This window comes from Streptomyces sp. WAC06614 (assembly GCF_003949795.1).
GTDB lineage: Bacteria > Actinomycetota > Actinomycetes > Streptomycetales > Streptomycetaceae > Streptomyces.
The window spans coordinates 1-24,281 of the sequence record NZ_RPRY01000088.1 but is presented as its reverse complement, the minus strand read 5'-3'; the positions used below and the strand labels follow the sequence as shown (position 1 = coordinate 24,281).

The following is a 24,281-nucleotide window of genomic DNA, read 5'->3' as shown; positions in this document are numbered from 1 at the left end:
GTGTACGGGTGGGCGGGGGAGGCGTAGATCTCGTGGACGGGGGCCGCCTCGACGATCCGGCCGGCGTACATGACGGCGATCTTGTCGGCGACGTCGGCGACCACGCCGAGGTCGTGGGTGATCAGGATCAGCCCCATGTTCAGCTCGCGCTGGAGCTCGGCGAGGAGGTCCATCACCTGGGCCTGGACGGTGACGTCCAGGGCGGTGGTCGGTTCGTCGGCGATGATCAGGGAGGGTTCCAGGGCCAGCGCCATGGCGATCATGATGCGCTGGCGCATGCCGCCGGAGAACTGGTGCGGGTAGTCCCCGACGCGCTCCCGGGCCGCCGGGATCTTCACCCGGTCCATGAGTTCCACGGCCCGGGCCCGGCCGTCCTTGCGGGACATGCCCCGGTGGACCTCGAACATCTCGCTGAGCTGGGCACCCACCGTCAGGACGGGGTTGAGCGAGCTCAGCGCGTCCTGGAAGATCATGGCCATTTCCGCGCCGCGGACCTTGCGCCGGTCCTCCTCCTTGAGCTTCAGCAGGTCGCGGCCCTTGAAGAGGATCTCGCCGCCGGCGATCCGGCCCGGCGGTACGTCGAGGATGCCCATGACCGCCTGCGCGGTCACGGACTTGCCGGATCCGGACTCGCCGAGCACGGCCAGCGTCTGGCCCGCGTCCACCGAGTAGTTGACCCCGTTGACCGCCTTGGCGACCCCGTCGCGGGTGGTGAACTCCACCTGGAGGTCGCGGACTTCGAGCAGCATGGGCAGGGCTCCTCAGCGCAGCTTGGGGTCGAGGGCGTCGCGCACCGCGTCGCCGAGCATGATGAACGCGAGCACGGTGACGCTGAGCGCGGCGGCCGGCCAGAGCAGCATGTGCGGGGCGTTGCGGATCTGCGGGGCGGCGTTGGAGATGTCGATGCCCCAGGAGACGGTCGGCGGTCGCAGGCCCACGCCCAGGAACGACAGGGTGGCCTCCAGGGCGATGTACGTGCCCAGGGCGATGGTGGCGACGACGATGACGGGGGCGACGGCGTTCGGGGCGACGTGGCGCAGCAGCATCCGGCCGTTGCCGGCGCCGAGGGCCCGGGCGGCCTGGACGTAGTCGTTCTGCTTGGCGGTGATCACCGAGCCGCGGGCGATGCGGGCGATCTGCGGCCAGCCCAGCAGCACGATGAAGCCGACCACCGGCCAGACGGTGGTGCCGGTGACCACGGAGAGGAAGACCAGGCCGCCCAGGACCACCGGGATGCCGAAGAAGATGTCGGCGACCCGGGAGAGCATGGCGTCGCTCCAGCGGCCGAAGAAGCCCGCCAGCCCGCCGAGCAGGGAGCCGAGCAGTGCGGCGCCGAGGGTGGCGCAGATGCCGACGGTGATGGAGGCGCGGGCGCCGTACACGGTCCGGGTGTAGACGTCGCAGCCCTGGGTGTCGTAGCCGAAGGGGTGGCCGGGGGCCGAGCCCTCCTGGGACTTGGCCAGGTCGCACTGGAGCGGGTCGCCGCTCGCGATCAGGCCGGGCCAGATCGCGATGACGACGAGGAAGACGATCAGCAGGCCGGAGACGAGGAAGACCGGGTTGCGGCGGAGCTGGTGCCAGGCGTCGGACCACAGGGACCGGGCCTTGTCCCGGGGGCTGCCGGGGGCCGGGGGGATCGTCCGTTCCAGGCTCTCGGCCTCGTCCAGGGCCAGGTCCATGGGGCCTCCCTGCCCGGTCGGGGCGATCGCCTCCCGGTCACCGGGCTCCAGCGGGTCGTAGACGGGTCCGTCGGCGCGGTCGGGCTCAGGCATACCGGATCCTCGGGTCCAGGACCGCGTAGAGCAGGTCGACGAGCAGGTTCGCCAGCAGGAAGACGATGACGAGGATGGTCACGAAGCCGACGACCGTCGGGGAGTTGTTGCGCAGGATGCCCTGGTAGAGCTGGTAGCCGACGCCGTGGATGTTGAAGATCCGCTCGGTGACGATGGCCCCGCCCATCAGGGCGCCGATGTCGGTGCCGATGAACGTGACCACGGGGATGAGCGAGTTGCGCAGCAGGTGCCGGGTGACGACCCGGCGCCGCGGCAGGCCCTTGGCGGTGGCGGTGCGCACGTAGTCGGCCTTGGCGTTCTCCGCGATCGAGGTGCGCGAGAGCCGGGTGACGTAGGCGAGGGAGACCAGGGCGAGCACGATCCCGGGCAGGATCAACTCGCTGAACGGGGCCTCCGGCGAGACGCTGGGCCGCACCCAGCCCCATTTCACGCCGAGGACGAACTGCAGCACGTAGCCGGTCACGAACGTCGGCACGGAGATGACGACGAGGGTGAGCACCAGCAGCGAGGTGTCGATCGTCCGGCCCCGGCGCAGCCCGCTGATCACCCCGAGGGTGATGCCGACGACGACCTCGATGACGATCGCGACGAGGGTCAACCGCAGGGTGACCGGGAAGGCGGAGGCCATCAGTTCGGTGACGGGCTGGCCGTTGAACGCGGTCCCGAAGTTCCCCTGGAAGATCTGCCCCATGTAGTGCAGGTACTGCTCCCACAGGGGCCGGTCGAGGTAGAGGTCCTTGCGGATGCGGGCGGCGGTCGCGGGGTCGGGGGCCTTGTCCCCGAACAGCGCCGCGACCGGGTCGCCGAGCGCGTACACCATGACGAAGATCAGGAGCGTGCTGCCGATGAACACCGGGATCATCTGGAGCAGCCGCCGGATGACATAGCGTCCCATGGAGGGGTCAGCTGACCTTGATCCGGTCGTAGACGGGCACGCTGAACTGGTTGAGTTCCACGTTCGACAGGCGCTGCGCGTAGCCGGCGCTGCCGTTCTGGTACCAGAGCGGGATGGAGGGCATCTGGGCGGCCAGGATCTTCTCGGAGTCCTGGAACTTCGCGATGGCCTTGGCGGTGTCGCTCTCGCTGTTCGCCTCGTCGACGAGCTTGTCGAACTCGGGGTCGGAGAACTTGCCGTAGTTGGAGGAGGCGCCGGTGAAGTACAGCGGCTGCAGGAAGTTCTGGATCAGCGGGTAGTCGCCCTGCCAGCCGGAGCGGAAGGGGCCGGTGAGCTTGTAGGCGCTCTGCTGGTTGCGGAAGTCGGCGAAGGTGCCGACGGGGTTGACCGTGCAGACCGGGCCCTGGCCGAGGGCGTTGTTGATGCTGTTGCAGACGGCGTCCATCCACACCCGGTGGGAGCCGGTGTCCACGTTGGAGGTGATGGTCATCTTCCCGCCGGGCAGGCCGCCGCCCTGTTCGATGAGCTGCTTGGCGGCGGCCGGGTCGTACGTGCACAGCTCGCCGCACAGGTCGGCGTACCCGCCCTTGTCGCCGAGGGCGGAGGAGGTCCAGTCCTTGGCGGGGCTGCGGGTGCCCTGGAAGATCTGCTTGGTGATCTCGGGGCGGTTGATGGCCCGGGAGATGCCCTGGCGGACCTTCTCCATGCCGGCCTTGCTCCACTGGGGGTCGTACAGCGGGAAGGTGAGGGTCTGGATGATCAGCGCGGGCTGGTTGATGTAGCGGCCGCCGAGGTCGGCCTTGACGTTCTTCAGCTGGGAGGCCGGTACGTCGTCCACGAGGTCGAGGTTGCCCGAGATCAGGTCGGTATAGGCGGTGTTGTTGTCGGTGTACACCTTGAGGTCGACCCCGCCGTTCTGGGCCTTGTCCGGACCCGGGTAGCCGTCCCAGGCGCGCAGCTGCATGGCGGTGCCCTTGGTGTACGACTGCACCGTGTACGGGCCGTTGCCGACGGGCTTGGCGAGCCAGCCGGAGTGGTCGGTGAAGAAGGCCTTGGGCAGCGGGGCGAAGGCCTGGTAGCCGAGGGTGTCGGGCCAGGTGGAGAACTTCTTGTCGAGCGCCACCGTGAAGGTCCGGTCGTCCTTGACGACCAGGCCCGACATGGTCTTGGTCTTGGGCTCGCCCGACTCGGGGTGGAGGTCGGCGTAGCCGACGATGTCGGCGAAGAACGGCGCGTTGTTCTGCTTGTTGCGCACGTCGGCGGCATAGTTCCAGGCGTCCACGAAGGACTGGGCGGTGACCGGCTCACCGTTGCTGAAGGTCCAGCCGCTCTTGAGCGTGATGGTGAAGTTCTGCTGGTCGGTGGTGTCGATCTTCTCGGCGAGCATGTTGGTGGCCTCGCCGGTCTTGGGGTCGTACTGCTTGAGGCCCCGGAAGATCATGGCGAGCACCTTGCCGCCCTGCACCTCGTTGGTGTTGGCCGGCTCCAGCGGGTTCTGCGGGTCGCCCCAGGAGGAACTGACGATGCCGGCTTCCCCACCGCCGCTGTCGCTTCCGCCGCCGCAGCCCGTCGCCGCGAGGGCGACGGCCACCGCGCATGCGGCCCACTTGGCGAGCGTGGCTCCGCGCATGGAGTGCCTCCTTGGGTCCCAAGAGTCGACTGGGGCCCAATGTCACCCTATGCGTACGGGCGCGCACGACGGGTTCGCCCGATTGCACCCTCCCGCGGCTCCGCTGTCACCCCTGGGGGTGCACCTGCTGCTCCCAGGTGACGACCGCGTAGTCCTTCGCCATGCCGTGGGCCTCGTAGAGGGCGAGCGCGTTGCTGCTGTTCAGGGTGTCGACGCCGAGGCCGATGGTGTCCCGGCCGCGGGCGGCGTAGACCGCGAAGGCGTGCCGCAGCAGGTGGCCGCCGAGGCCCTTGCCGCGCTGCTCCTTGCGGACGGCGAGGGTGCTCACCCAGCCCATGGCGGCGCGGTTGTCGCGGGTCACGGCCACGGCGACGTCGCCCTCGCCGGCCAGGGCGGCGATCCAGACCAGGGACCAGTCGAAGCCCTCGGTGCCCAGGAGGTTCAGCCACTGCTCGTAGCTGCGGGCGCGGTGGCCGAAGTGCTCGGCCATGGCCTCCTGCACCAGCGCGTGGGCGGTGCGCCGGTCGGCCTCGTCCTCGCAGGACCGCAGGGTCAGGCCGGGGCGCGGGTCCGGGGCGCGGTCGGTGGCGGGGGACAGGGCCCGGGTCATGACGTGGTAGCGGCGGACCTGGCTCCAGCCGCGGGCCGCGAGCCGGGCGGTGTCGAACGTCGGCTCGATGTTGAGGTTGAGGTGGACGACGGCGTGGCTGCCGCCGGCGGCGCGCGCCCGCTCCAGCGCCCGCCCCTCCAGCAGGTCCAGCAGCCGCTCCCCCACCTCCTGCGCCTGCGGCAGGACGTAGTGGTCGGCGTCGACCGTGACCCCGCCGTCCTCCCGCAGCTCGGGGGCCGGGGCGTCCTCGCCGCCGTCCCACAGGACCGCGTACCCGACGGGCCGCTCCCCGTCGAGGGCGAGCCAGGAGTCGTGGGCGAGGTCGGTGGCGGGGTCCGCCAGATCGGAGGCGACCTCGGCCGGTTCGGTCTCGGGGCGGCCGATCTCGACGACGTCGACGGCGTTCATGAGGGCGGCTATCGCGGGCGCGTCGTCCGGCCGGGCGGGGCGTACGGTCAGCATGCGCCCACTGTCGGAGGCGGGCGGCGCCCGGCGCAAACCAATTAACGGGCCCGGTCCGCACGCCACGAGGGCACGGCCGGGACGGCCGTGCCCTCGTGGGTCACGCGGGTGCGCGGTGCGCGCGGGGGATCAGACCGCCAGGACGGCCTTCTCCTCGGCGAAGTGGCACGCGGAGACGTGCGCGGCCGGGGTGTCCTTGCCCTTGAAGCGGGTCGGGATCGCCAGCAGCGGCTCCTCCGTGGCGCAGCGGTCCTCCGCCTTCCAGCAGCGGGTGCGGAAGCGGCAGCCCGACGGCGGGTTGGCCGGCGACGGGACGTCACCGGTGAGGATGATGCGCTCGCGCTGCTCACGGACCGACGGGTCCGGGACCGGCACGGCCGACAGCAGGGCCTGGGTGTAGGGGTGGGTGGGGTGGTCGTAGATCTGCACGTCGGTGCCGATCTCGGCCATCCGGCCGAGGTACATCACGCCCACGCGGTCCGAGATGTGCCGGACGATCGACAGGTCGTGCGCGATGAAGATGTAGGAGAGGTTGAACTCGTCCTGCAGCTTCTCCATCAGGTTGATGACCTGCGCCTGGACGGACACGTCCAGGGCGGAGACCGGCTCGTCGCAGATGATGATCTCCGGGTTGAGCGCGAGGCCGCGGGCGATGCCGATGCGCTGGCGCTGACCGCCGGAGAACTGGTGCGGGTAGCGGTTGATGTACTCGGGGTTCAGGCCCACGACGTCCAGGAGCTCCTGGACCTTGCGGCGCCGGTCGCCCTTGGGGGCCACCTCGGGGTGGATCTCGAAGGGCTCGCCGATGATGTCGCCGACCGTCATGCGCGGGTTCAGCGAGGTGTACGGGTCCTGGAACACCATCTGGATGTTGCGGCGGACGGCCTTGAGGGCCTTGCCCGACAGCTTGGTGATGTCCTGGCCCTTGTAGAAGACCTCGCCGGAGGTGGCGGTCTCCAGCAGCATCAGCAGCTTGGCGACGGTGGACTTGCCACAGCCGGACTCGCCCACGATGCCGAGGGTCTCGCCCTGGTAGAGGTCGAAGGAGACTCCGTCGACCGCCTTGACCGCGCCGACCTGGCGCTTCATCAGGATGCCCTTGGTCAGCGGGAAGTGCTTGACCAGGTTGCGCACCTGGAGGATCGGCTCACCCTTGTCGACCGGGGCGTCGAAGGCGGCCAGCGCGGCCTCCTCGGTGTCGGCACCGGTGGTGGCGGCGTCCACGGCGTCGTCCGTCTTGCTCAGCTCAGCCATGGATCTGCTCCTTCCAGAAGTGGCAGGCGCTGGTGCGGCCGACCAGCTCGGTGCCGTCCTGCTCGCTGACCGGCACCAGGGCCGGGACGTCGGTACGGCAGATGTCCTGCGCCTTGGGGCAGCGCGGGTTGAAGGCGCAGCCGGCCGGCGGCTTCAGCAGGTTGGGCGGCAGGCCCTTGATCGCGTAGAGCTCCTGGCCCTTCTGGTCCAGGCGCGGGATCGAGTCCAGCAGACCACGGGTGTACGGGTGCGCGGGGCGCTTGTACAGCTCGTGGATCGGGGACTGCTCGACGATCCGGCCCGCGTACATCACGGCGATCTTGTCCGCGACGTCGGCGACCACGCCGAGGTCGTGGGTGATCAGGATCAGGCCCATCGCGTACTCCTGCTGGAGCTCCGCGAGCAGGTCCATGACCTGGGCCTGGACGGTGACGTCCAGGGCGGTGGTGGGCTCGTCGGCGATGATCAGGTCCGGCTCCAGGGCCAGCGCCATGGCGATCATGATGCGCTGGCGCATGCCGCCGGAGAACTGGTGCGGGTAGTCGTCGACCCGGGCCTTGGCGGCGGGGATCTTCACCCGGTCCATCAGCTCGATGGCCTTGGCCTTGGCGTCCTTCTTGGACATGCCCTGGTGGACGCGGAACATCTCGCCCAGCTGGTTGCCCACGGAGAACACCGGGTTCAGGGCGGACAGCGCGTCCTGGAAGATCATCGCCATCTTCGGGCCGCGCAGCTTGCGCCGCTCCTCCTCCGACAGCTTCAGGATGTCCTGGCCGCGGAAGAGGATCTCGCCCTTGCTGACGCGCCCGGGGGGCGAGTCGAGGATGCCCATGATCGCCTGCGCGGTCACGGACTTGCCGGAGCCGGACTCGCCGAGCACGGCGAGGGTCTCGCCGGACCTGACGCTGTAGTTCACGCCGTTGACGGCGCGGACGATGCCCTCGCGCGTCTTGAACTCGACGTGCAGGTCGCGGACCTCGAGGACCGGGGCCTCGTCGTCGCCACGCCGCTGCCGGGGCAGCTCTTCGGTGATGTGCGAAGTGGTCATGTGTGCCGCCCTCCTAGCGCAGCTTCGGGTCAAGGGCGTCACGCAGCCCGTCGCCGACGAAAACGAAGCCCAGGACGGTCAGAACGATCGCGATGGACGGGTAGACCCACAGGAAGTCCTTCACGCCGAGGAAGTCCTTGGCGCCGGCGAGCATGTTGCCCCACTCCGGGACCTCGGGGCTGACGCCCACGCCCAGGAAGGACAGCGAGGCCTCGGCCACGATGGCACCGCCGACGCTGAACGCGGCGTAGGCCATCACGGCGGCGATGGAGTTGGGGATGATGTGCCGGATGATGATCCGCGAGGTGCCGGCGCCCAGGGCGCGCGCGGCGTGCACGTAGTCCGCCTCGCGCACCGACAGGATCGAGCTGCGCAGCAGTCGGGAGACCGTCGGCCAGGAGAAGACGGCCAGCGAGATGATCACCGGCAGGACGCCGCGGCCCATGGCCATGATGATCACGATGGCGCCGATGATCAGCGGGAAGGCGAAGAAGACGTCGGCGATGCGCATCAGGACCGAGTCGGTGGCCTTGCCGAAGTAGCCGGCCAGGGCGCCGATGACGATACCGATGGCGCAGGCCAGGAAGATCGAGGCGAGACCGACCTCGACGGCGATCCGGCTGCCGTAGATGATGCGCGACAGCTGGTCGCGGCCCAGGGCGTCGGTGCCGAGCAGGTGGTCACCGCTCGGGTCCTGGAGGGTGTTGGTCAGGTCCTGGTGGTACGGGTCGTGCGGCGCGATCAGCGGCGCGAAGAGCGCCGTCGCGAACAGTGCGAGGACCAGGATGAGGCCGAAGACGGCCAGCTTGTTCGCCACGAAGCGGTGGCGGATCTCGCCCCACTGGGTGACGCGGGCGATCGCGGGCTCTGCGTTCGCGGCCTTCGCGGGGGCGGCGGCCGGCTCGGCGGTCCCCGCATCCGCTGTGCTCTTGGTGAGCTCAGTCATGGGTGTGACTCCTAGAAACTGCCTGGGCTCAGGCGAGACGGATGCGCGGGTCGAGGACCGCGTAGAGCAGGTCGACGATGAGGTTCAGCACCACGAACACGGCGACTCCGAAGGAGACGACGCCGATGATGATCGGGTTGTTCTGCTGCTGGATCGCGAGCACCAGGGCCAGGCCGATGCCGTCCCAGTTGAAGATGGCCTCGGTGATCAGGGCGCCGCCCAGCAGGGAGCCGAAGGAGATACCCAGGTACGTGACGACCGGGATGATCGAGTTGCGCATGACGTGCTTGAAGAGCACGGTCCGTCGCGGCAGGCCCTTGGCCACGGCCGTCTTGACGTAGTCGGCCTTGAGCACTTCGAGCATGGTGCCGCGCATGAGGCGGGCGACCAGGGCCGCGTCGAGGATCGCGAGCGTGAAGGCCGGCAGGATCATGGATTGGAACGAGCCGTCGGCGATGACCGGGAACCAGGCGAGCTTCACGGAGAACGTCGAGAGCAGGACCAGGCCGATGACGAACGACGGGAAGCCGACGGCCATGGTGGTGAGCAGGGTGATCAGCACGTCCCAGAAGGAGTATCTGAACAGCGCGGCGATCATGCCGGCGAGCAGGCCGATGGCGATGTCGATGACGATCGCGGCGACGGCGAGCTTGGCGGTGTTGGTGAGCTTGGGAGCGAGGATCTCCGTCACCGGGCGACGCTGGGTGTAGTCCTCACCGAGGTCACCCGAGGCCAGGTTCTTGACGAAGTTTCCGTACTGGACCGGGAGCGGGTCGTTCAGTCCGTAGCGCTCACGGAGTTCTGCCACCACCGCGGGATCACGGGCCTTGTCTCCGCCGAGCGAACCCACGGGGTCGCCGGGGAGGACGAAGAGACAGGCGAAGAGCACGACCGTCGCACCGAAGAGGACGACGACCATCTGCCCGAGCCGCCTGATCACATAACTGCCCACGATGCCTCCTTCACATACTGAGCATGGGAGTTGGCGGCGTCGTCCGATCGGGACGAGAGGCCGCGACCGGGCGCCGGATTACTAGGGGGGTGCGCCCGGAGGTGGACAAAGGTCGTGGAGGGCGGAAGAGTGCTCCGTCCCTCCACGACCTTCGCTATGCCAACTGAAGAGGCATTACTTGGCGGAGATCTCCGCGAGGTTCGGGTCCTCGAAGAAGTCCATCTTCACGTTGTCGAACTTCGCGGTGTTCGCGAGGCGGTACTGCGTGCGCTTCCACAGCGGGATGAGGGCCTGGTCGGTGTCGACGGCCAGCTTCTCGGCCTGCTTGTAGATGGCGGCGCGGGCGGCGGCGTCCTTGGTGGCGCGAGCCTGGTCCAGGAGCTTGTCGTACTCCGGGTTGGAGTAGCGACCGCGGTTGTCACCCTGGGCCTTGCCGGTGGCCGGGTCCTCGTTGATGGAGCCGGTGCCCAGCAGCGGGAACAGGAAGTTGTCGGCCGTCGGGTAGTCGGCACCCCAGGCGGAACGCCAGATACCGGCGGTCTTCTTGTCCTGCTGCTCCGACAGGGCCTCCTTGAACGGCTTGCCGTTCAGCTTGACCTCGAGGCCGAGGACGTCCTTCAGCTGCTGCGCGACGGCCTGGACCCACTCCTCGTGACCGGAGCCGGTGTTGTAGCCGAAGTCCAGGACGGTGCCCGGCTTCAGGCCCGACTTCTCGGCGAGCTCCTTGGCCTTGGCGGTGTCCTGCTTGACGCAGGTGGTGCAGACACCCTCCTGGTACACGTCCGCGAAGGACGGCGGCAGGACGGAGGAGGCCGGCTTCTGCATGCCCTGGAAGACACCCTTGGCGATGGCCTCGCGGTCGATCGCGTAGGAGATGGCCTTACGGGCGTCCGGGCTGTTCAGCGGGGCGTTCTGGTTGAACGCGACCAGGTAGTTGATGCCGGAGGTGTCGGCCTCGACCCACTGGTTCTTCGGCGCGTACTTGGCCTTGGCGACCGGCAGCTGCGGCGTGGGCATACGGGCCCAGTCGAACGTGCCCGCCTGGAAGCCCTGGTACTCCAGGGTGGAGGTGTTGTTCGGGTTGAGGATCGTGATCTCGACCTTGGCGAGCTTGGCCTTCTCGAAGCCGTAGTCGTCGTTGCGGACGAGGGTGATCTTCTTGTTGTGCTCCCAGCTGCCCTCCATCTTGAAGGGGCCGTTGCCGATCGGGGCGTCGTTGAACGCCTTGTTGTCGCCGGCGCCGGCGACCTTCGGGACCGGGGCGAAGACCGTGTGGACGGTCTTCTTGTCGAACTCGAAGTCGCCCTGGGACAGCTTGACCTCAAGGGTCGTGGCGTCCACGGCCTTCAGGCCGGCGAACTTGTCGGTCTTGCCGCTGTTGAGGTCCTCGTAACCCTCGATGCCGGCCATGTGGTAGGCGACGTCGGAGGCGGACTTCTTGTCGGCGACACGGGTCCAGGCGCGGACGAACGCCTCGGCGTCGACGGGCTCACCGTTGGTGAACTTGGTGCCGCCCTTGATCTTGAAGGTCCAGGTCTTGCCGTCGTCGCTGGTGGTCGCGGACTCGGCCAGGGCCGGGATCAGCTTGCCGTTGGGCTCCACCTTGTACAGACCGGTGAAGAGGTTGTGCGCGACGAGGGAGCCCTCGGACTCCTGCGCGTTGAACGGGTCAATGGCGGTCGGCTCGGTGATGCCCATGCGGAACACACCGCCCTTGGCCGCGTCACCCTTGTCATCCCCGCCACCACAGGCGGTCGCGCTGAGGGCGACGATGATCGCGCCCGCGACCCACTTGGCGCTCTTGGCACCACGCATGGGTTTTCCTCCTCATGAGTCCACTGATCGACGTGAAGGGCACAGGTACGTTTCGCCGACACCCCTGACGGCGATAGGAACAGTGCCCCGAGTGTGCTCGTGAGTCGGCGCTCCCCACAGCGCGTGACCCATTGACCCGAGCTCAATGGAGCCATCCTCAGGGACACCTAGTCCGTAAACCACACTTAAGTGGTCTCGTTTTCACAACATCACCCCCCGCCAGAAACCCGAAATCCGGACAAAGGGAACAGAGACAGACACACGCGAAACGGACGGTTAGCGCAACTTCCGGAGTGTGACGGTCGGTATCCGGACACATGGACGCCACAAACCACTTGACACGCGGACGCAACGACAAGGCCCCCGCACGCGCTGCGTGCGGGGGCCTTGCTCGTGCCTACGGCGTGCCTACTGCGCCTGGCTACGCCTTACTTGGCGGCCTTGGCGCGCGACGCGGTGCGCGAGCGCTCCTTCTGGTCCAGGACGACCTTGCGGATGCGCACGGCCTCCGGGGTCACCTCGACGCACTCGTCGTCGCGGCAGAACTCCAGGGACTGCTCCAGGGAGAGCTTGCGCGGCGGGACGATCGCCTCGAAGGAGTCGGCGGAGGAGGAGCGCATGTTGGTGAGCTTCTTCTCCTTGGTGATGTTCACGTCCATGTCGTCGGAGCGGGAGTTCTCGCCGACGATCATGCCCTCGTACACCTCGGTGCCGGGGTCGGTGAACAGCACGCCGCGCTCCTGCAGGTTGGTCATCGCGAACGCGGTGACCGCACCGGCGCGGTCGGCGACCAGGGAGCCGTTGTTACGGGTCTGCAGCGGGCCGAACCACGGCTCGTGGCCCTCGTGGATCGAGTGCGCGATACCGGTGCCGCGGGTCTGGGTCAGGAACTCCGTACGGAAGCCGATCAGGCCGCGGGACGGGACGACGAACTCCATGCGGACCCAGCCGGACCCGTGGTTGGACATGTTGTCCATGCGGCCCTTGCGGACACCCATGAGCTGGGTGACGGCGCCCATGTGCTCCTCGGGCACGTCGATCGTCATGCGCTCGACGGGCTCGTAGGTCTTGCCGTCGACCTCCTTGGTGACGACCTGCGGCTTGCCGATGGTCAGCTCGAAGCCCTCGCGGCGCATCTGCTCGACCAGGATGGCCAGCGCCAGCTCACCGCGGCCCTGCACCTCCCAGGCGTCCGGGCGGTCGGTGTCCAGGACGCGCAGCGAGACGTTACCGATCAGCTCGCGGTCCAGACGGTCCTTGACCTGGCGGGCGGTGACCTTGCGGTCCTTGACCGCGGCCTTGGCGTCGGCGCCCTTGCCGGTGCCGCCGCGGCCGACCAGCGGGGAGGTGTTGGTGCCGATGACCATGGAGATGGCCGGCTCGTCCACCGTGATCAGCGGGAGGGCGACCGGGTTCTCCGGGTCGGCCAGGGTCTCGCCGATCATGATGTCCGGGATACCGGCGACGGCGCAGATGTCACCGGGGCCGGCGACCTCGGCCGGCTTGCGGGTGAGCGCCTCGGTCATCATCAGCTCGGTGATGCGGACGTTGGAGACGGTGCCGTCGCGCTTGATCCACGCGACCGTCTGGCCCTTGCGCAGCTCGCCCTGCTCGACGCGCAGCAGCGCGATGCGGCCAAGGAAGTTGTCGGCGTCGAGGTTGGTGACGTGGGCCTGGAGCGGCGCGTCCTCCTCGTACGTCGGGGCCGGGACGTGCTCCAGGATCGTGGAGAAGAACGGCTCCAGGTTGGTGGAGTCCGCCGGGACGGTGCCGTCCTCCGGCTTGGTCAGCGAGGCGATGCCGTCACGGCCGCAGGCGTAGACGATCGGGAACTCGATCTGGTCCTCGTCGGCGTCCAGGTCCAGGAACAGGTCGTAGGTCTCGTTGACGACCTCGTCGATCCGGGAGTCCGGGCGGTCCGTCTTGTTGATGCAGAGGATGACGGGCATCCGGGCCTGGAGGGCCTTGCGGAGCACGAAGCGGGTCTGCGGCAGCGGACCCTCGGAGGCGTCCACCAGCAGGACGACGGCGTCGACCATCGACAGACCGCGCTCGACCTCGCCACCGAAGTCGGCGTGGCCGGGGGTGTCGATGATGTTGATCGTGATCGGGGCCCCGCCGTCCTTGGGGTGGTACTTCACCGCCGTGTTCTTGGCGAGGATCGTGATGCCCTTCTCACGCTCCAGGTCGTTCGAGTCCATCATGCGGTCGTCGAGCTGCTGGTGAGCGGCGAAGGCACCGGCCTGCTTCAGCATGGCGTCGACGATGGTCGTCTTGCCGTGGTCGACGTGGGCGACGATGGCGACGTTTCGGATGTCATGGCGCGTGGGCACTGCGGCGCTTCTCCCGGGATCGTGGATGGCGTCGCGTACGGTCCGGCACGCGAGCCTGCCGGGCGGAAAACCTGCCACGGCCTTACCCCATGGTACGTCGCGTGGGGAGAACCGCCCGCCAGGGGGGCTGTCAAGAGGCCGGACGGTGGATGTGGGGGGTGCCGTCACGGCAGCTGGCCGCGGGTCGAACGTGCGGGTCAATGGGCACGTACGACCTTGCCCGCCGGGAATCCGGCGGGCAAGGGACTTGAGTCACTTCTGAGCTTGTTACCTGCCGTTCACTTCTTCTTCTTCGCCGGCTCCGGCTTCATCCAGCCGATGTCCTGGTAGCGCGGGGTGGCCAGGCCGAAGGCTCCGGCGTTGGCCAGGTTCGGCTTGGCCGCCACCAGCTGCGGGCGCTGGTAGAGGGGCAGCGAGCCGGCCGCGGCCCAGATCCGGGCGTCGGCCTTGCGCACCAGGTCGCGGGCCTTGTTCTCGTCGAGCTCACCCATGGCCTGGTCGAACAGCTGGTCGATGTGGTCGGTGCCGACCCGGGTGTAGTTCTGCTCCACCAGCAGCGAGCCGTCCGCGGCCGGCTCCGGCTTGGCGAAGATCGGCCGGTCGTCGGTGGCCGGGAAGGCGGTCGCCGGCCAGGAGTACAGCGCCAGGTCGTACTGGCCGGAGGCGATGTGGTCCTTGAAGAAGGAGTCGTCGGCGACCTTGGTCAGCTCGGTGGCGATGCCGACCTTGCGGAGCATCTGCGCGATCCGGTCCCCGACCGTGCGCAGCGACTCGGAGCCGGGGCCCGAGGGCAGGACGAACCGCAGGGTCAGCGGCTTGCCGTCCTTGGCCAGCATGGTCCCCGAGGTCCTGGCCTGCTTGGCGGGGCCGGCCGGGGCGGGCGTGGCCCCGGCGGCGGCCTCGCCGGCCCGGGCCGGGCCGCGCTTGGCGTCGTCGTCCTCGGCGGCGGCCCGGGCCTGCGCCTCGGACTGCGCCATCACCGCGGCCTCCTGCTGCTCGGCGAGCGGGGCCGGGGCCAGCGCGGTCTGCTGGTGCGCGCCCGGGTGCCCGGCGAAGGCGTCCGCGTCGACGATCTCGCCGTCGGGCCCGTACGGGATCCCCTCCTGGAGCTCGGCCGGGCCGCCGACGGCGCCGGCGTCCGGGCCCTCCTGGCCGGGCCGGCCCGGGAACCGTACGCCGCGCGGCTTGGCGTCGTCGGGTGCGCCGGCCGGCCGGACCCCGGCCTTGGCCAGGGCCACCGCCGCGCGCCGCTCGGCGGCGGTGCGCGGGGTCAGGGCGACCGGGTCGGCCAGGCCGTCGGCGGCGGCCCGGGCGCGGGCGGCCACCACGGAGAGGTCGCCGTTGCGCTCGTCGTCCTGGCCCACGATGTAGAGGCCGTCGTTGCCGGTGCCGGGGCCCGCCGGGCGCTTGGAGTCGTCGGTCTCCTTCTTCGCGGCCTCCGCCCCCGCCTTGGCGGCCGGCTGGGTGATCTTGCCGCCGGGCCGCCAGCCGGCGTCCGCCAGCAGGGCCTGGGCCGCGCCGGTGTCCTGGGAGCCGAGCGCCCCGCTGTTGTCGGCGTACGCGCGCTGGCCCGCCAGGGCCAGGTGGCTGCCGACCGGCTTCGCAGGCAGGCCGAGCGGCTTGAGGACGAGGTCGGCCAGTTCCTGCCGGTTCAGGGCGCGGGCCACGGCCCTGCGCACCCGCTCGTCGGTCAGCGGACCGGAGGAGCCGTTCAGCGCGAGCTGGGTGTAGGCCGGCTCCAGCGACTTGCGGACGGTGAAGCGGGTCAGCGCCTGCTGCTCGGCGGCGTAGGTGCGCGCGGCCTCGGCGCTCTTGCGGCGTGCCTCCTGCTCCGCGACGGCCTTGTCCTCGTCGCTGCCGTGCGCCTCGGCCCAGGACAGCATCGCCTGGTCCGGGGCGAGCGCCGCGCCCGGTCCCTTCGCGGTGGCCGGGTCACCGCCGCGCTGGGCGGTCGCGATCCGGTCTGCCCCGGACCGGTCGAGCTCGGCCAGGTCCAGCTTGCCGGCGGCGAGGGCGGCGGGCCGGTTCGCCCGCGGGACGGCGGTGAGCACCAGGGTGTCGAGCTTGGCCGGCCGGCCCCACCAGCGCGGGTTGCGCGAGAGTGCGGCCGTGCCCGTCCGCTTGTCGATCGCGCCGAGGTTGAAGGGGCCGGCGGTGACCTTGAGGGTGCCGCGGGCGCCCTCGTTGAAGGCTTCCGGGGTGCCGGTGACCTGCTTGGGGTACAGCGGGCTGAACAGCGACTTCCAGTCGGCGTAGGGCTTTGCGAAGGTGACCCGGACCTCCAGGTCGTTGGCCCCGCGCTCGATCTTCTCGATCCGGTCGTAGCCGGCGTTGCGGGCGGTCCAGTAGGCGGAGTCCTTGCCGTTCAGGGCCCGCCACTGGGCGACGAAGTCCGGCGCCCCGATCTCCCGGCCGTCGCTCCACACGGCCTGCTGGTGGAGCTTGTACAGCACCACCTGCTTGGGCTCGCGCGCGATCACCTCGGCCTTCTCCAGGTAGTCGGGATTGGCCACCGGCTGTCCCTTGGCGTCCAGCACGAACAGCTGCGGCAGCACGGCTCCGGCGATCCGGGCGGTGGTGGCGTCGGCGTCGGCCTGGAAGCTGTTCAGGGTCTCCGGGAGGGCGTCCACGGCCCAGCGCACCACCCCGCCGTCGGCCACCTTCTCGCGGGCGGTGGACGCGATGTCCGGGCCGGCGGCCACCGGGCCGCCGTCGTCCTCGGCCCCGCAGCCCGCGAGTAGCGGCAGCGCGAGGACGCCCGAGGTCAGCAGCGCCAAGGACCTGCGCCTTCTGTGGGACATGGGTGGTACCTCCGGGGCGGGGCGCGCGCGGGTGCGTCGCGAGGTGATCACGGATGGGGGCACGGTTCGGGGCTATAAGGAGCTGATCACACCGGTTACGGATGGAATCCACTGAAATCGACCGCCCGCCGCAGCCTCCGCAGCCGCCCCGCGCCACGCCGCGAACCCCACCCGTGCGGACCAATGCCGGCCGGGCCCCGGACGGGCGGTCCCCCGGAAGAGGGATCAGAATGGGTGCAGGGAGGGGGCGCACAGATCGCGCCTGCGCGCCCGGAATCGCTGCACGTCCCTTCACAACCGGGGACCGCAGGGGCCACACTCGCAGGCGCACATGAGCGTTGCCACCGCAACCTGCGGAAGTGAGGGCAAGTCATGTCCCTGCAGGACGATTTGAACGCCGTACGGCGCAACCTCGACGAGCTGACCCGCAAGGTCGAGCAACTGGAGCAGAAGGCCGCCCGGCAGAGGTCCGCCGGCCCGGCCGCCACGCCGGACCCGTCCCGGATGGTGACCATCCCGGACACCCCGTACGACAACGCGCTGTGGACGGACACCGACGACGAGGGCCTGGGCGCCCGCGACCGGCGAGCACCCTGATCCCGCAGCCGTAACCTTCCGCCACACCCCATCAGGCCCAGCCGCCGCCCCGTGCGCGGCTGGGTCTCCTGGGCCACCCCTGACCACTCCTCCCGGAGAGTCCCCTTTGGCCACAGGCACCCAACCACCGCGACCCCGGCAGCTGACCGGCGTCCACGACACCTCACGGGCCGCGATCGCGGCCCGTCATCTGCGCACCGACCGCTGGTGGCTCGCCCCCGCGACCACGGCGGCGGGGCTGCTCGCCTTCATCGCCTACTCGACGTGGCGGGCGTTCGCGAACGCCGACTACTACGCGGCGCCGTACGTCTCGCCCTTCTACTCCCCCTGCCTGGCGGAGAACTGCGTCCCGATGAAGGGCGGCCCCAACTGGGAGGTCTTCGGCAGCTGGTGGACGCTGTCCCCCGCCCTGCTGATCCTGATCTTCCCGCTCGGCTTCCGGCTGACCTGCTACTACTACCGCAAGGCCTACTACCGGGGCTTCTGGGCCTCGCCGCCGGCCTGCGCGGTCGCCGAGCCGCACGCCGCGTACACGGGCGAGACCCGTTTCCCGCTCGTCCTCCAGAACATGCACCGCTACTTCTTCTACCTGGCGCTGCCGGTGGCGGGCATCCTCACGTACGACACCGTCCTGACCTTCCGCGACAGCTCGTACGCCTGGGGACACATGGGCCTGGGCACCCTGGTCTTCCTCGTCAACATCGTGCTGATCTGGGCCTACACCCTTTCGTGCCATTCCTGCCGGCACATCATCGGCGGCCGGCTGCGGCACTTCTCCCGGCACCCCGTGCGCTACCGGCTGTGGGGCTGGGTCGGCAAGCTCAACGCCCGCCACATGCAGCTGGCCTGGGCCTCGCTGATCAGCGTGGCGCTGTGCGACTTCTACGTCTACCTGCTGGCGACCGGCACCATCACCGACCCGAGGATCTTCTGACATGGCTCAAGTCGACCGGCAGCAGTGGGACGTGGTCGTGGTCGGCGCCGGCGGCGCCGGGCTGCGCGCCGCGATCGAGGCCCGGGAACGCGGCGCGCGGACGGCGGTGATCTGCAAGTCCCTGTTCGGCAAGGCCCATACGGTGATGGCCGAGGGCGGCATCGCCGCCTCCATGGGCAACGTCAACGAGGGCGACAACTGGCAGGTGCACTTCCGCGACACCATGCGCGGCGGGAAGTTCCTCAACCAGTGGCGGATGGCCGAGCTGCACGCGAAGGAGGCACCGGACCGGGTCTGGGAACTGGAGACCTGGGGCGCGCTGTTCGACCGCACCCCCGACGGGAAGATCTCGCAGCGCAACTTCGGCGGGCACGAGTACCCGCGGCTGGCGCACGTCGGTGACCGCACCGGCCTGGAGCTGATCCGTACGCTCCAGCAGAAGATCGTCCAGCTCCAGCAGCAGGACTTCCAGGAGTTCGGCGACTACGAGGCCCGTCTGAAGGTCTTCCAGGAGTGCACGGTCACCCGCGTCCTGAAGGACGGCGGGCCGGACGGCGACAAGGTCGCCGGGGTCTTCGGCTACGAGCGCGAGACCGGCCGGTTCTTCGTTCTGGAGGCGCCCGCGGTGGTGCTGGCCACCGGCGGCATCGGCAAGTCGTTCAAGACCACCTCCAACTCCTGGGAGTACACCGGTGACGGGCACGCGCTGGCCCTGCTCGCGGGCGCCCCGCTGCTGAACATGGAGTTCATCCAGTTCCACCCCACGGGCATGGTCTGGCCGCCGTCGGTCAAGGGCATCCTCGTGACCGAGTCCGTCCGCGGTGACGGCGGGGTGCTGCGCAACAGCGACGGCAAGCGGTTCATGTTCGACTACGTCCCGGACGTCTTCAAGGAGAAGTACGCCGAGACGGAGGACGAGGCCGACCGCTGGTACGAGGACCCGGACCACAACCGGCGCCCGCCCGAGCTGCTCCCCCGCGACGAGGTGGCCCGCGCCATCAACTCCGAGGTCAAGGCGGGCCGCGGCTCCCCGCACGGCGGGGTCTTCCTCGACGTGTCCACCCGGATGCCGGCCGAGCGGATCAAGCGGCGGCTGCCGTCGATGTACCACCAGTTCAAGGAGCTGGCGGACGTGGACATCACCGCCGAGCCCATGGAGGTCGGCCCGACCTGCCACTACGTGATGGGCGGGATCGCCGTCGACTCCGACACGGCCGCCGCCGTGGGCGTCCCCGGCCTGTACGCGGCCGGCGAGGTCGCGGGCGGGATGCACGGCTCGAACCGGCTCGGCGGCAACTCGCTGTCCGACCTGCTGGTCTTCGGCCGCCGGGCCGGCCTGCACGCGGCCGGGCACGCCGCCGCCACGGCCGTGCGTCCCACGGTCGACGAGGCGCAGATCGACGCGGCCGCCGCCGAGGCGCTGGCGCCGTTCCACGCCGAGGACGGCGCGGAGAACCCGTACACCCTGCACCAGGAACTCCAGCAGTCGATGAACGACCTGGTGGGCATCATCCGCCGGGAGGCCGAGATGCAGCAGGCCCTGGGCAGGCTGCGGGCCCTGCGGGTGCGCGCGTCGCGGGCCGGGGTGGAGGGGCACCGCCAGTTCAACCCGGGCTGGCACCTCGCGCTCGACCTGCGGAACATGCTGCTGGTCAGTGAGTGCGTGGCGAAGGCGGCCCTGGAACGCACCGAGAGCCGTGGCGGGCACACCCGTGAGGACTGCCCGTCGATGGAGCGGGACTGGCGCCCGGTGAACCTGGTCTGCCACCCGGTGGATCCCGCCCCCGCGGACCCGGCAGCCGACCGGATCCGCCTGGTCCGCCAGCGGACCGAACCCATCCGCCCGGACCTGCTCGCCCTCTTCGAGAAGGAGGAGCTGGTCAAGTACCTCGCCGAAGAGGAGCTCTACGAGTGACGACCTACGACGCACGCTTCCGGATCTGGCGGGGCGACGCGGACGGCGGCGAGTTGCGGGACTTCACCGTCGAGGTGCACGACGGCGAGGTGGTGCTGGACATCGTCCACCGACTCCAGGCCACGCAGGCCTCGGACCTCGCGGTCCGCTGGAACTGCAAGGCGGGCAAGTGCGGCTCGTGCAGCGCCGAGATCAACGGCCGGCCGCGGCTGATGTGCATGACGCGGATGTCGACGTTCGACCGCGAGGAAACGATCACGGTGACCCCGCTGCGGGCCTTCCCCGTGGTCCGGGACCTGGTGACGGACGTGTCCTTCAACTACGCCAAGGCCCGCGAGGTCCCGGCGTTCGTGCCGCCGCAGGGGCTGGCTCCGGGCGAGTACCGGATGCAGCAGGTGGACGTGGACCGCTCGCAGGAGTTCCGCAAGTGCATCGAGTGCTTCCTGTGCCAGGACACCTGCCACGTGGTGCGTGACCACGAGGAGAACAAGGCGGCCTTCGCCGGCCCGCGCTTCCTGATGCGGGTGGCCGAGCTGGACATGCACCCGCTGGACGCGGCCGAGGCCCAGGGCCTGGACCGCAAGCGGACCGCCCAGGAGGAGCACGGGCTGGGCTACTGCAACATCACCAAGTGCTGCACCGAGGTCTGCCCCGAGGGCATCAAGATCACGGACAATGCGCTGATCCCGCTGAAGGAACGGGCCGTGGACCGCAAGTACGACCCGCTGGTCTGGCTGGGCTCGAAGATCGCGCGCCGCAAGGGCTGACACGGCCGACGGCGGCGGCGCACCCCGGGGTGCGCCGCCGCCGTACCGCCCTCCGGGCGGCCCCGGGGGGGGAGGGTCAGCCGTACAGGTCCAGGAGTTGTTCCGCCGACAGTTCGGCCGTGCCCCCGGCCGCCTCGCCCGGCAGGGGGAGCTCGAACCAGACCGTCTTGCCCCGCGGGGTCCGCCGGGTGCCCCAGCCCGACGACAGCAGCCCGACCAGTTGCAGGCCCCGGCCACCCTCGTCGGTGTCCCTCGCCCTGCGGCGCCTGGGCTGCACCAGATTGGCGTCCCAGACCTCGCACACCAGCGTCCGGTCCAGCAGCAGCCGGACGCGGATCTCGCCGTCCCCGTACCGCAGCGCGTTCGTCACCAGCTCGCTGACCAGCAGTTCGGTCGTGTCGAGCAGGCCCTCCAGACCCCATTCGGGCAGCTGCGCCCGGGCCAGTTCCCTGGCCCGGCCCACCGAGCGGGCCTCGCGCGGCAGCGTCCAGTCGGCCACCGCGTCCCGTGGCAGCCCCTGCACCCGGGCCATCAGCAGGGCGATGTCGTCCTCGCCGTGCCGGGTGTCGAGCGTGGCCAGGACGTGGTCGCAGACGTCCTCCAGCGACGGGACCGGGTCCGCCAGGGCGGCGCGCAGGCCGCTCAGGCCGTCCTCCAGCGGGTGGTCGCGGGACTCCACCAGGCCGTCCGTGTAGAGGGTGAGCAGCGCGCCCTCGGGGAGTTCGACCTCCACCTCCTCGAACGGTTCCCCGCCCACGCCCAGCGGCATCCCCGGCGGCACCTCCAGCAGGGCCGTCCCGCCGTCGGTGCGGAGCATCGGCGGCATGTGGCCCGCGTTGGCGATGGTGCAGCGCCGGGTGACCGGGTCGTAGACGGCGTAGACGCAGGTGGCGAGGTAGACCTCCGACAGGTCCGCCTCCCGGGCCCGCGGCGGGCCGCCGGGGTCGCCGAGGCCCCGCGCGACCTCGTCCAGGGCCGCCAGGACCTCCGCCGGTTCGAGGTCCAGCAGGGCCAGGGTGCGTACGGCGGTGCGCAGTTCGCCCATGGCCACGGCGGCGCGCAGGCCGCGGCCCATGACGTCGCCCACCACCAGGGCGGTGCGGTGGCCGGGCAGTTCGATGACGTCGAACCAGTCGCCGCCGACCTCCGTGGCGGCGTTCCCCGGCAGGTAGCGGCAGGCGATGTCGAGGCCGGCCGCCTCCGGGTCGCCGGGGGGCAGCAGGCTGCGCTGGAGGATCAGGGCGCGCTCGTGCTCGCGCCGGTAGAGGCGGGCGTTGTCGATGCAGACGGCCGCCCGGGCCGCGAGTTCCACGGCCACCGCCCGGTCCCGTTCCCCGAACGGCTCGCTGCCCTTGGTCCGGGAGAACTGGGCGAGCCCGACCACCGTGTCGTGCGCCACCAGCGGTACCACCAGCGTCGACTGGACCATGTCCTCGGGCCGTCCGCCGCCCTCCACCAGCCGGGGCCGCGCCGTCCGCAGGGCCAGCGCCCCGGGCGAGGCGGCCGGGTAGCGGTGGATCTCCCCCACGCCGATCAGCGGGCCCGAGAACGGGCCCGACAGCGGCCCCGACAGCGGCGCGTCGGAGACGGCGCTGGCGCAGGCGACCCGGCGCAGCGGCGCCGACGGCAGTCGCCCGGCGCTCCGGCCCGGCAGGGTCGGCACCCCCGGGCCCTGGGGGCGGGCGGGCCGGTCGCGGTCGTCGTCCCCGGCCAGCAGGGCCTGGTAGAGGTCGACGGAGGCGAAGTCGCAGAAGCCCGGGACGGTCACGTCGAGGAGTTCGCGGGCGGTGGTCTCCAGGTCCAGGGAGGTGCCGATGCGGGCGCCGGCCTCGTTCAGCAGGGCCAGGTTGCGCCGGACGCCGGCGGCCTCGCGGGCGGCGAGGTGGCGCCGGGTGACGTCGGTGCCCAGGCCCGCGACCCCGATCGGGCGGCCGCTGCCGCTGTGCACGCGGTAGAGGTTGATCGACCAGTGCCGGTGCTCGCGGCTGCCGGGCGCCGCGCCGGTGATCTCCAGGTCGGTGACGGCCTCTCCGGTCTCCAGGCACCGGCGCAGGGCCTCGGTCATCCGGTCGGCCTCGTGCGGGGCGAGGTAGTCGTGGACGGTCCGGCCCCGGTGCTCCTCGGCGGTGCCGCCGAAGACCGTGGCGAACCGCCGGTTGGCCCGCTGCACCGTCAGGTCCGTGTTGAAGAGCAGGAAGCCGAAGGGAGATTGGCCGAATATGGCTTGGGACGCGGCGAGGTCGGATTCGATCCGCCGCAGCGCCCGTACGTCGACCACGATGCAGAGCGCGGCCCGCTCGGCGGTCCCGGTCCGGGTGGGCATCACGTAGATCTCGGCCACTCCGCGCGCGCCGGTCCCGCCCGGGATGCGGAACGGGACCAGGCCCGTCCATTCCTGGCCGTCGAGGATCTCGGCGACCTTGCGGTGGCCGTCGGCGCGGAGCTCCGGCGGCATGAACGCCTCGACCGGATCGCGTCCGAGCACGTCGGCGGCGGTCAGCCCGACGAGTTCCTCGGCGCGGGCACTCCACTGGTCGATGAGGCCGTCGGGTCCGAGGGAGAACGACGCGACCTTGATGTAGTCATATATCGAGCCAGGCGGACTGCTGTGCCACAGGGCGTCGTGCCACGACGCATCGGGCACCCGGGTCTCCTGTGCCTGCGCAGGTATTTCGCTCACGCGACCGTCCCCTCCAGCTCACCGCAACCGGACCGGCCATGACCGAAGTATTCAGCACCACGGCCCCGGACGGCACGGCGTTCACGATCACAGCACGGTCTCAGTGGTTTCCAGCCATCGCGCACCACGCCGGATCCTCTCCCCCGGCCGTGGTCCCCGGAGGTCGCCCGGGCGGCCGTGCGGGGCGTGCCCCCGTGCACGCTCCCCTGTGTTACTCACCAGGAAGGGCCAACTCGAACCACACCGTCTTACCCGTTTTCCCGTGCCGGGTCCCCCATCGCTGGGCCGAGACGGCCACGAGGTGCAGGCCGCGGCCCCCTTCGTCGTCCGCGGTGGCCACTCGTTCGCGGGGCGGATCCGGAAGCGGATCGGAAACCTCCACGAGCAGTGCGGGGCCCGTGGCGGGGGTCTCGGTGGCCTGATGTCGTCGTACGAGCCGGACGCCGATGGGACCCGAGGCGTAGCGCAGGGAGTTCGTCACCAGCTCGCTGACCAGCAGGACGGTGACATCGCCGACGGCCTCCAGGCCCCAGTCGTGCAGCGTGCCGCGCACGGCGTGGCGGGCGGTGCGAACGGCGCCGGGTTCGGCGGGGAAGGCCCACTCGACGCATTCACCGTCTGTGTCGATCACGCCGATCACTTCCCGGGCCAACAGCGGACCCCGATCCGTTCGTCAGGGACGAGAGAGGGACGAGAAAGGGATTAATAGCGACATACCCGATATTTGGGGCGCCGTACCACCCGATCTCGACCGACCGGCGCACTGTGGCACGTACGGCCCAGTGCACGAGCGTCACGCGCCCCCGGCCCCCGGCCCCGCGGCCGCGGGACCGGGGGCCGGCCTCCGCC

General features: G+C 70.4%; 18 protein-coding genes. 4 read left to right on the top strand and 14 right to left on the bottom strand.

Going from position 1 to position 24,281, the window contains the following annotated elements; translation table 11 throughout:
* The 12 genes from EF918_RS14710 to EF918_RS14655 all read right to left on the bottom strand — a co-directional run.
* The coding region (locus tag EF918_RS14710; protein ID WP_148141231.1) for an ABC transporter ATP-binding protein at positions 1–749 on the bottom strand (749 nt) is incomplete at its 3' end.
* Between the two features lie 12 nt (positions 750–761).
* Positions 762–1,772, bottom strand: a complete 1,011-nt coding sequence (locus tag EF918_RS14705) for an ABC transporter permease (RefSeq protein WP_125645677.1) — start codon at positions 1,770–1,772, stop codon at positions 762–764.
* The gene (locus EF918_RS14700) at positions 1,765–2,688 is read right to left on the bottom strand and encodes an ABC transporter permease (protein WP_125645675.1); all 924 of its coding nucleotides are present in this window, start codon (positions 2,686–2,688) and stop codon (positions 1,765–1,767) included. Before EF918_RS14700 ends, EF918_RS14705 begins: the two co-directional genes overlap by 8 nt.
* 7 nt (positions 2,689–2,695) lie before the next feature.
* On the bottom strand, positions 2,696–4,318 hold the full coding sequence (locus tag EF918_RS14695; RefSeq protein ID WP_125645673.1) for an ABC transporter substrate-binding protein: 1,623 nt from the start codon (positions 4,316–4,318) through the stop codon (positions 2,696–2,698).
* Between the two features lie 106 nt (positions 4,319–4,424).
* A complete protein-coding gene (locus EF918_RS14690; RefSeq protein WP_125645671.1) occupies positions 4,425–5,390 on the bottom strand; it encodes a GNAT family N-acetyltransferase in 966 nt (321 codons plus the stop codon).
* A 129-nt stretch (positions 5,391–5,519) separates the two neighbouring features.
* Positions 5,520–6,644 (bottom strand): ABC transporter ATP-binding protein, encoded by a 1,125-nt coding sequence (locus EF918_RS14685; protein ID WP_125645669.1) that lies wholly within the window; start codon positions 6,642–6,644, stop codon positions 5,520–5,522.
* Complete coding sequence (locus EF918_RS14680) at positions 6,637–7,692, bottom strand: ABC transporter ATP-binding protein (protein WP_125645667.1); 1,056 nt, start codon at positions 7,690–7,692, stop codon at positions 6,637–6,639. Before EF918_RS14680 ends, EF918_RS14685 begins: the two co-directional genes overlap by 8 nt.
* 13 nt (positions 7,693–7,705) lie before the next feature.
* The gene (locus EF918_RS14675; protein WP_125645664.1) at positions 7,706–8,638 is read right to left on the bottom strand and encodes an ABC transporter permease; all 933 of its coding nucleotides are present in this window, start codon (positions 8,636–8,638) and stop codon (positions 7,706–7,708) included.
* Positions 8,639–8,666: 28 nt separating this feature from the next.
* Positions 8,667–9,590: an ABC transporter permease gene (locus tag EF918_RS14670; protein WP_260610201.1), complete on the bottom strand. Its 924-nt coding sequence runs from the start codon at positions 9,588–9,590 to the stop codon at positions 8,667–8,669.
* Between the two features lie 174 nt (positions 9,591–9,764).
* A complete protein-coding gene (locus EF918_RS14665) occupies positions 9,765–11,405 on the bottom strand; it encodes an ABC transporter substrate-binding protein (protein ID WP_125645662.1) in 1,641 nt (546 codons plus the stop codon).
* A 428-nt stretch (positions 11,406–11,833) separates the two neighbouring features.
* Entirely contained in the window at positions 11,834–13,738 is a 1,905-nt protein-coding gene (gene typA, locus EF918_RS14660) for a translational GTPase TypA (RefSeq protein ID WP_125645660.1), read from the bottom strand.
* Between the two features lie 278 nt (positions 13,739–14,016).
* Complete coding sequence (locus EF918_RS14655; protein ID WP_125645658.1) at positions 14,017–16,539, bottom strand: ABC transporter family substrate-binding protein; 2,523 nt, start codon at positions 16,537–16,539, stop codon at positions 14,017–14,019.
* Between the two features lie 372 nt (positions 16,540–16,911).
* Between EF918_RS14655 and EF918_RS14650 the strand changes: the two genes are divergently transcribed.
* The 4 genes from EF918_RS14650 (at position 16,912) to EF918_RS14635 (ending at position 20,752) form a co-directional block, all read left to right on the top strand.
* Positions 16,912–17,136, top strand: a complete 225-nt coding sequence (locus EF918_RS14650; protein WP_125645656.1) for a hypothetical protein — start codon at positions 16,912–16,914, stop codon at positions 17,134–17,136.
* Positions 17,137–17,242: 106 nt separating this feature from the next.
* A complete protein-coding gene (locus tag EF918_RS14645; RefSeq protein WP_125645654.1) occupies positions 17,243–18,070 on the top strand; it encodes a hypothetical protein in 828 nt (275 codons plus the stop codon).
* Between the two features lies 1 nt (position 18,071).
* Positions 18,072–19,985, top strand: coding sequence for a fumarate reductase/succinate dehydrogenase flavoprotein subunit (locus EF918_RS14640; protein ID WP_125645652.1), 1,914 nt, complete (start codon positions 18,072–18,074; stop codon positions 19,983–19,985).
* The gene (locus tag EF918_RS14635) at positions 19,982–20,752 is read left to right on the top strand and encodes a succinate dehydrogenase/fumarate reductase iron-sulfur subunit (protein ID WP_125645650.1); all 771 of its coding nucleotides are present in this window, start codon (positions 19,982–19,984) and stop codon (positions 20,750–20,752) included. Before EF918_RS14640 ends, EF918_RS14635 begins: the two co-directional genes overlap by 4 nt.
* Before the next feature lie 76 nt (positions 20,753–20,828).
* Here the strand turns inward: EF918_RS14635 and EF918_RS14630 are convergent, their stop codons facing one another.
* Positions 20,829–23,369, bottom strand: coding sequence for a SpoIIE family protein phosphatase (locus EF918_RS14630; protein WP_125645681.1), 2,541 nt, complete (start codon positions 23,367–23,369; stop codon positions 20,829–20,831).
* 274 nt (positions 23,370–23,643) lie between these two features.
* Positions 23,644–24,072 (bottom strand): ATP-binding protein, encoded by a 429-nt coding sequence (locus EF918_RS14625; protein ID WP_125645679.1) that lies wholly within the window; start codon positions 24,070–24,072, stop codon positions 23,644–23,646.
* Positions 24,073–24,281: the final 209 nt, after the last annotated feature.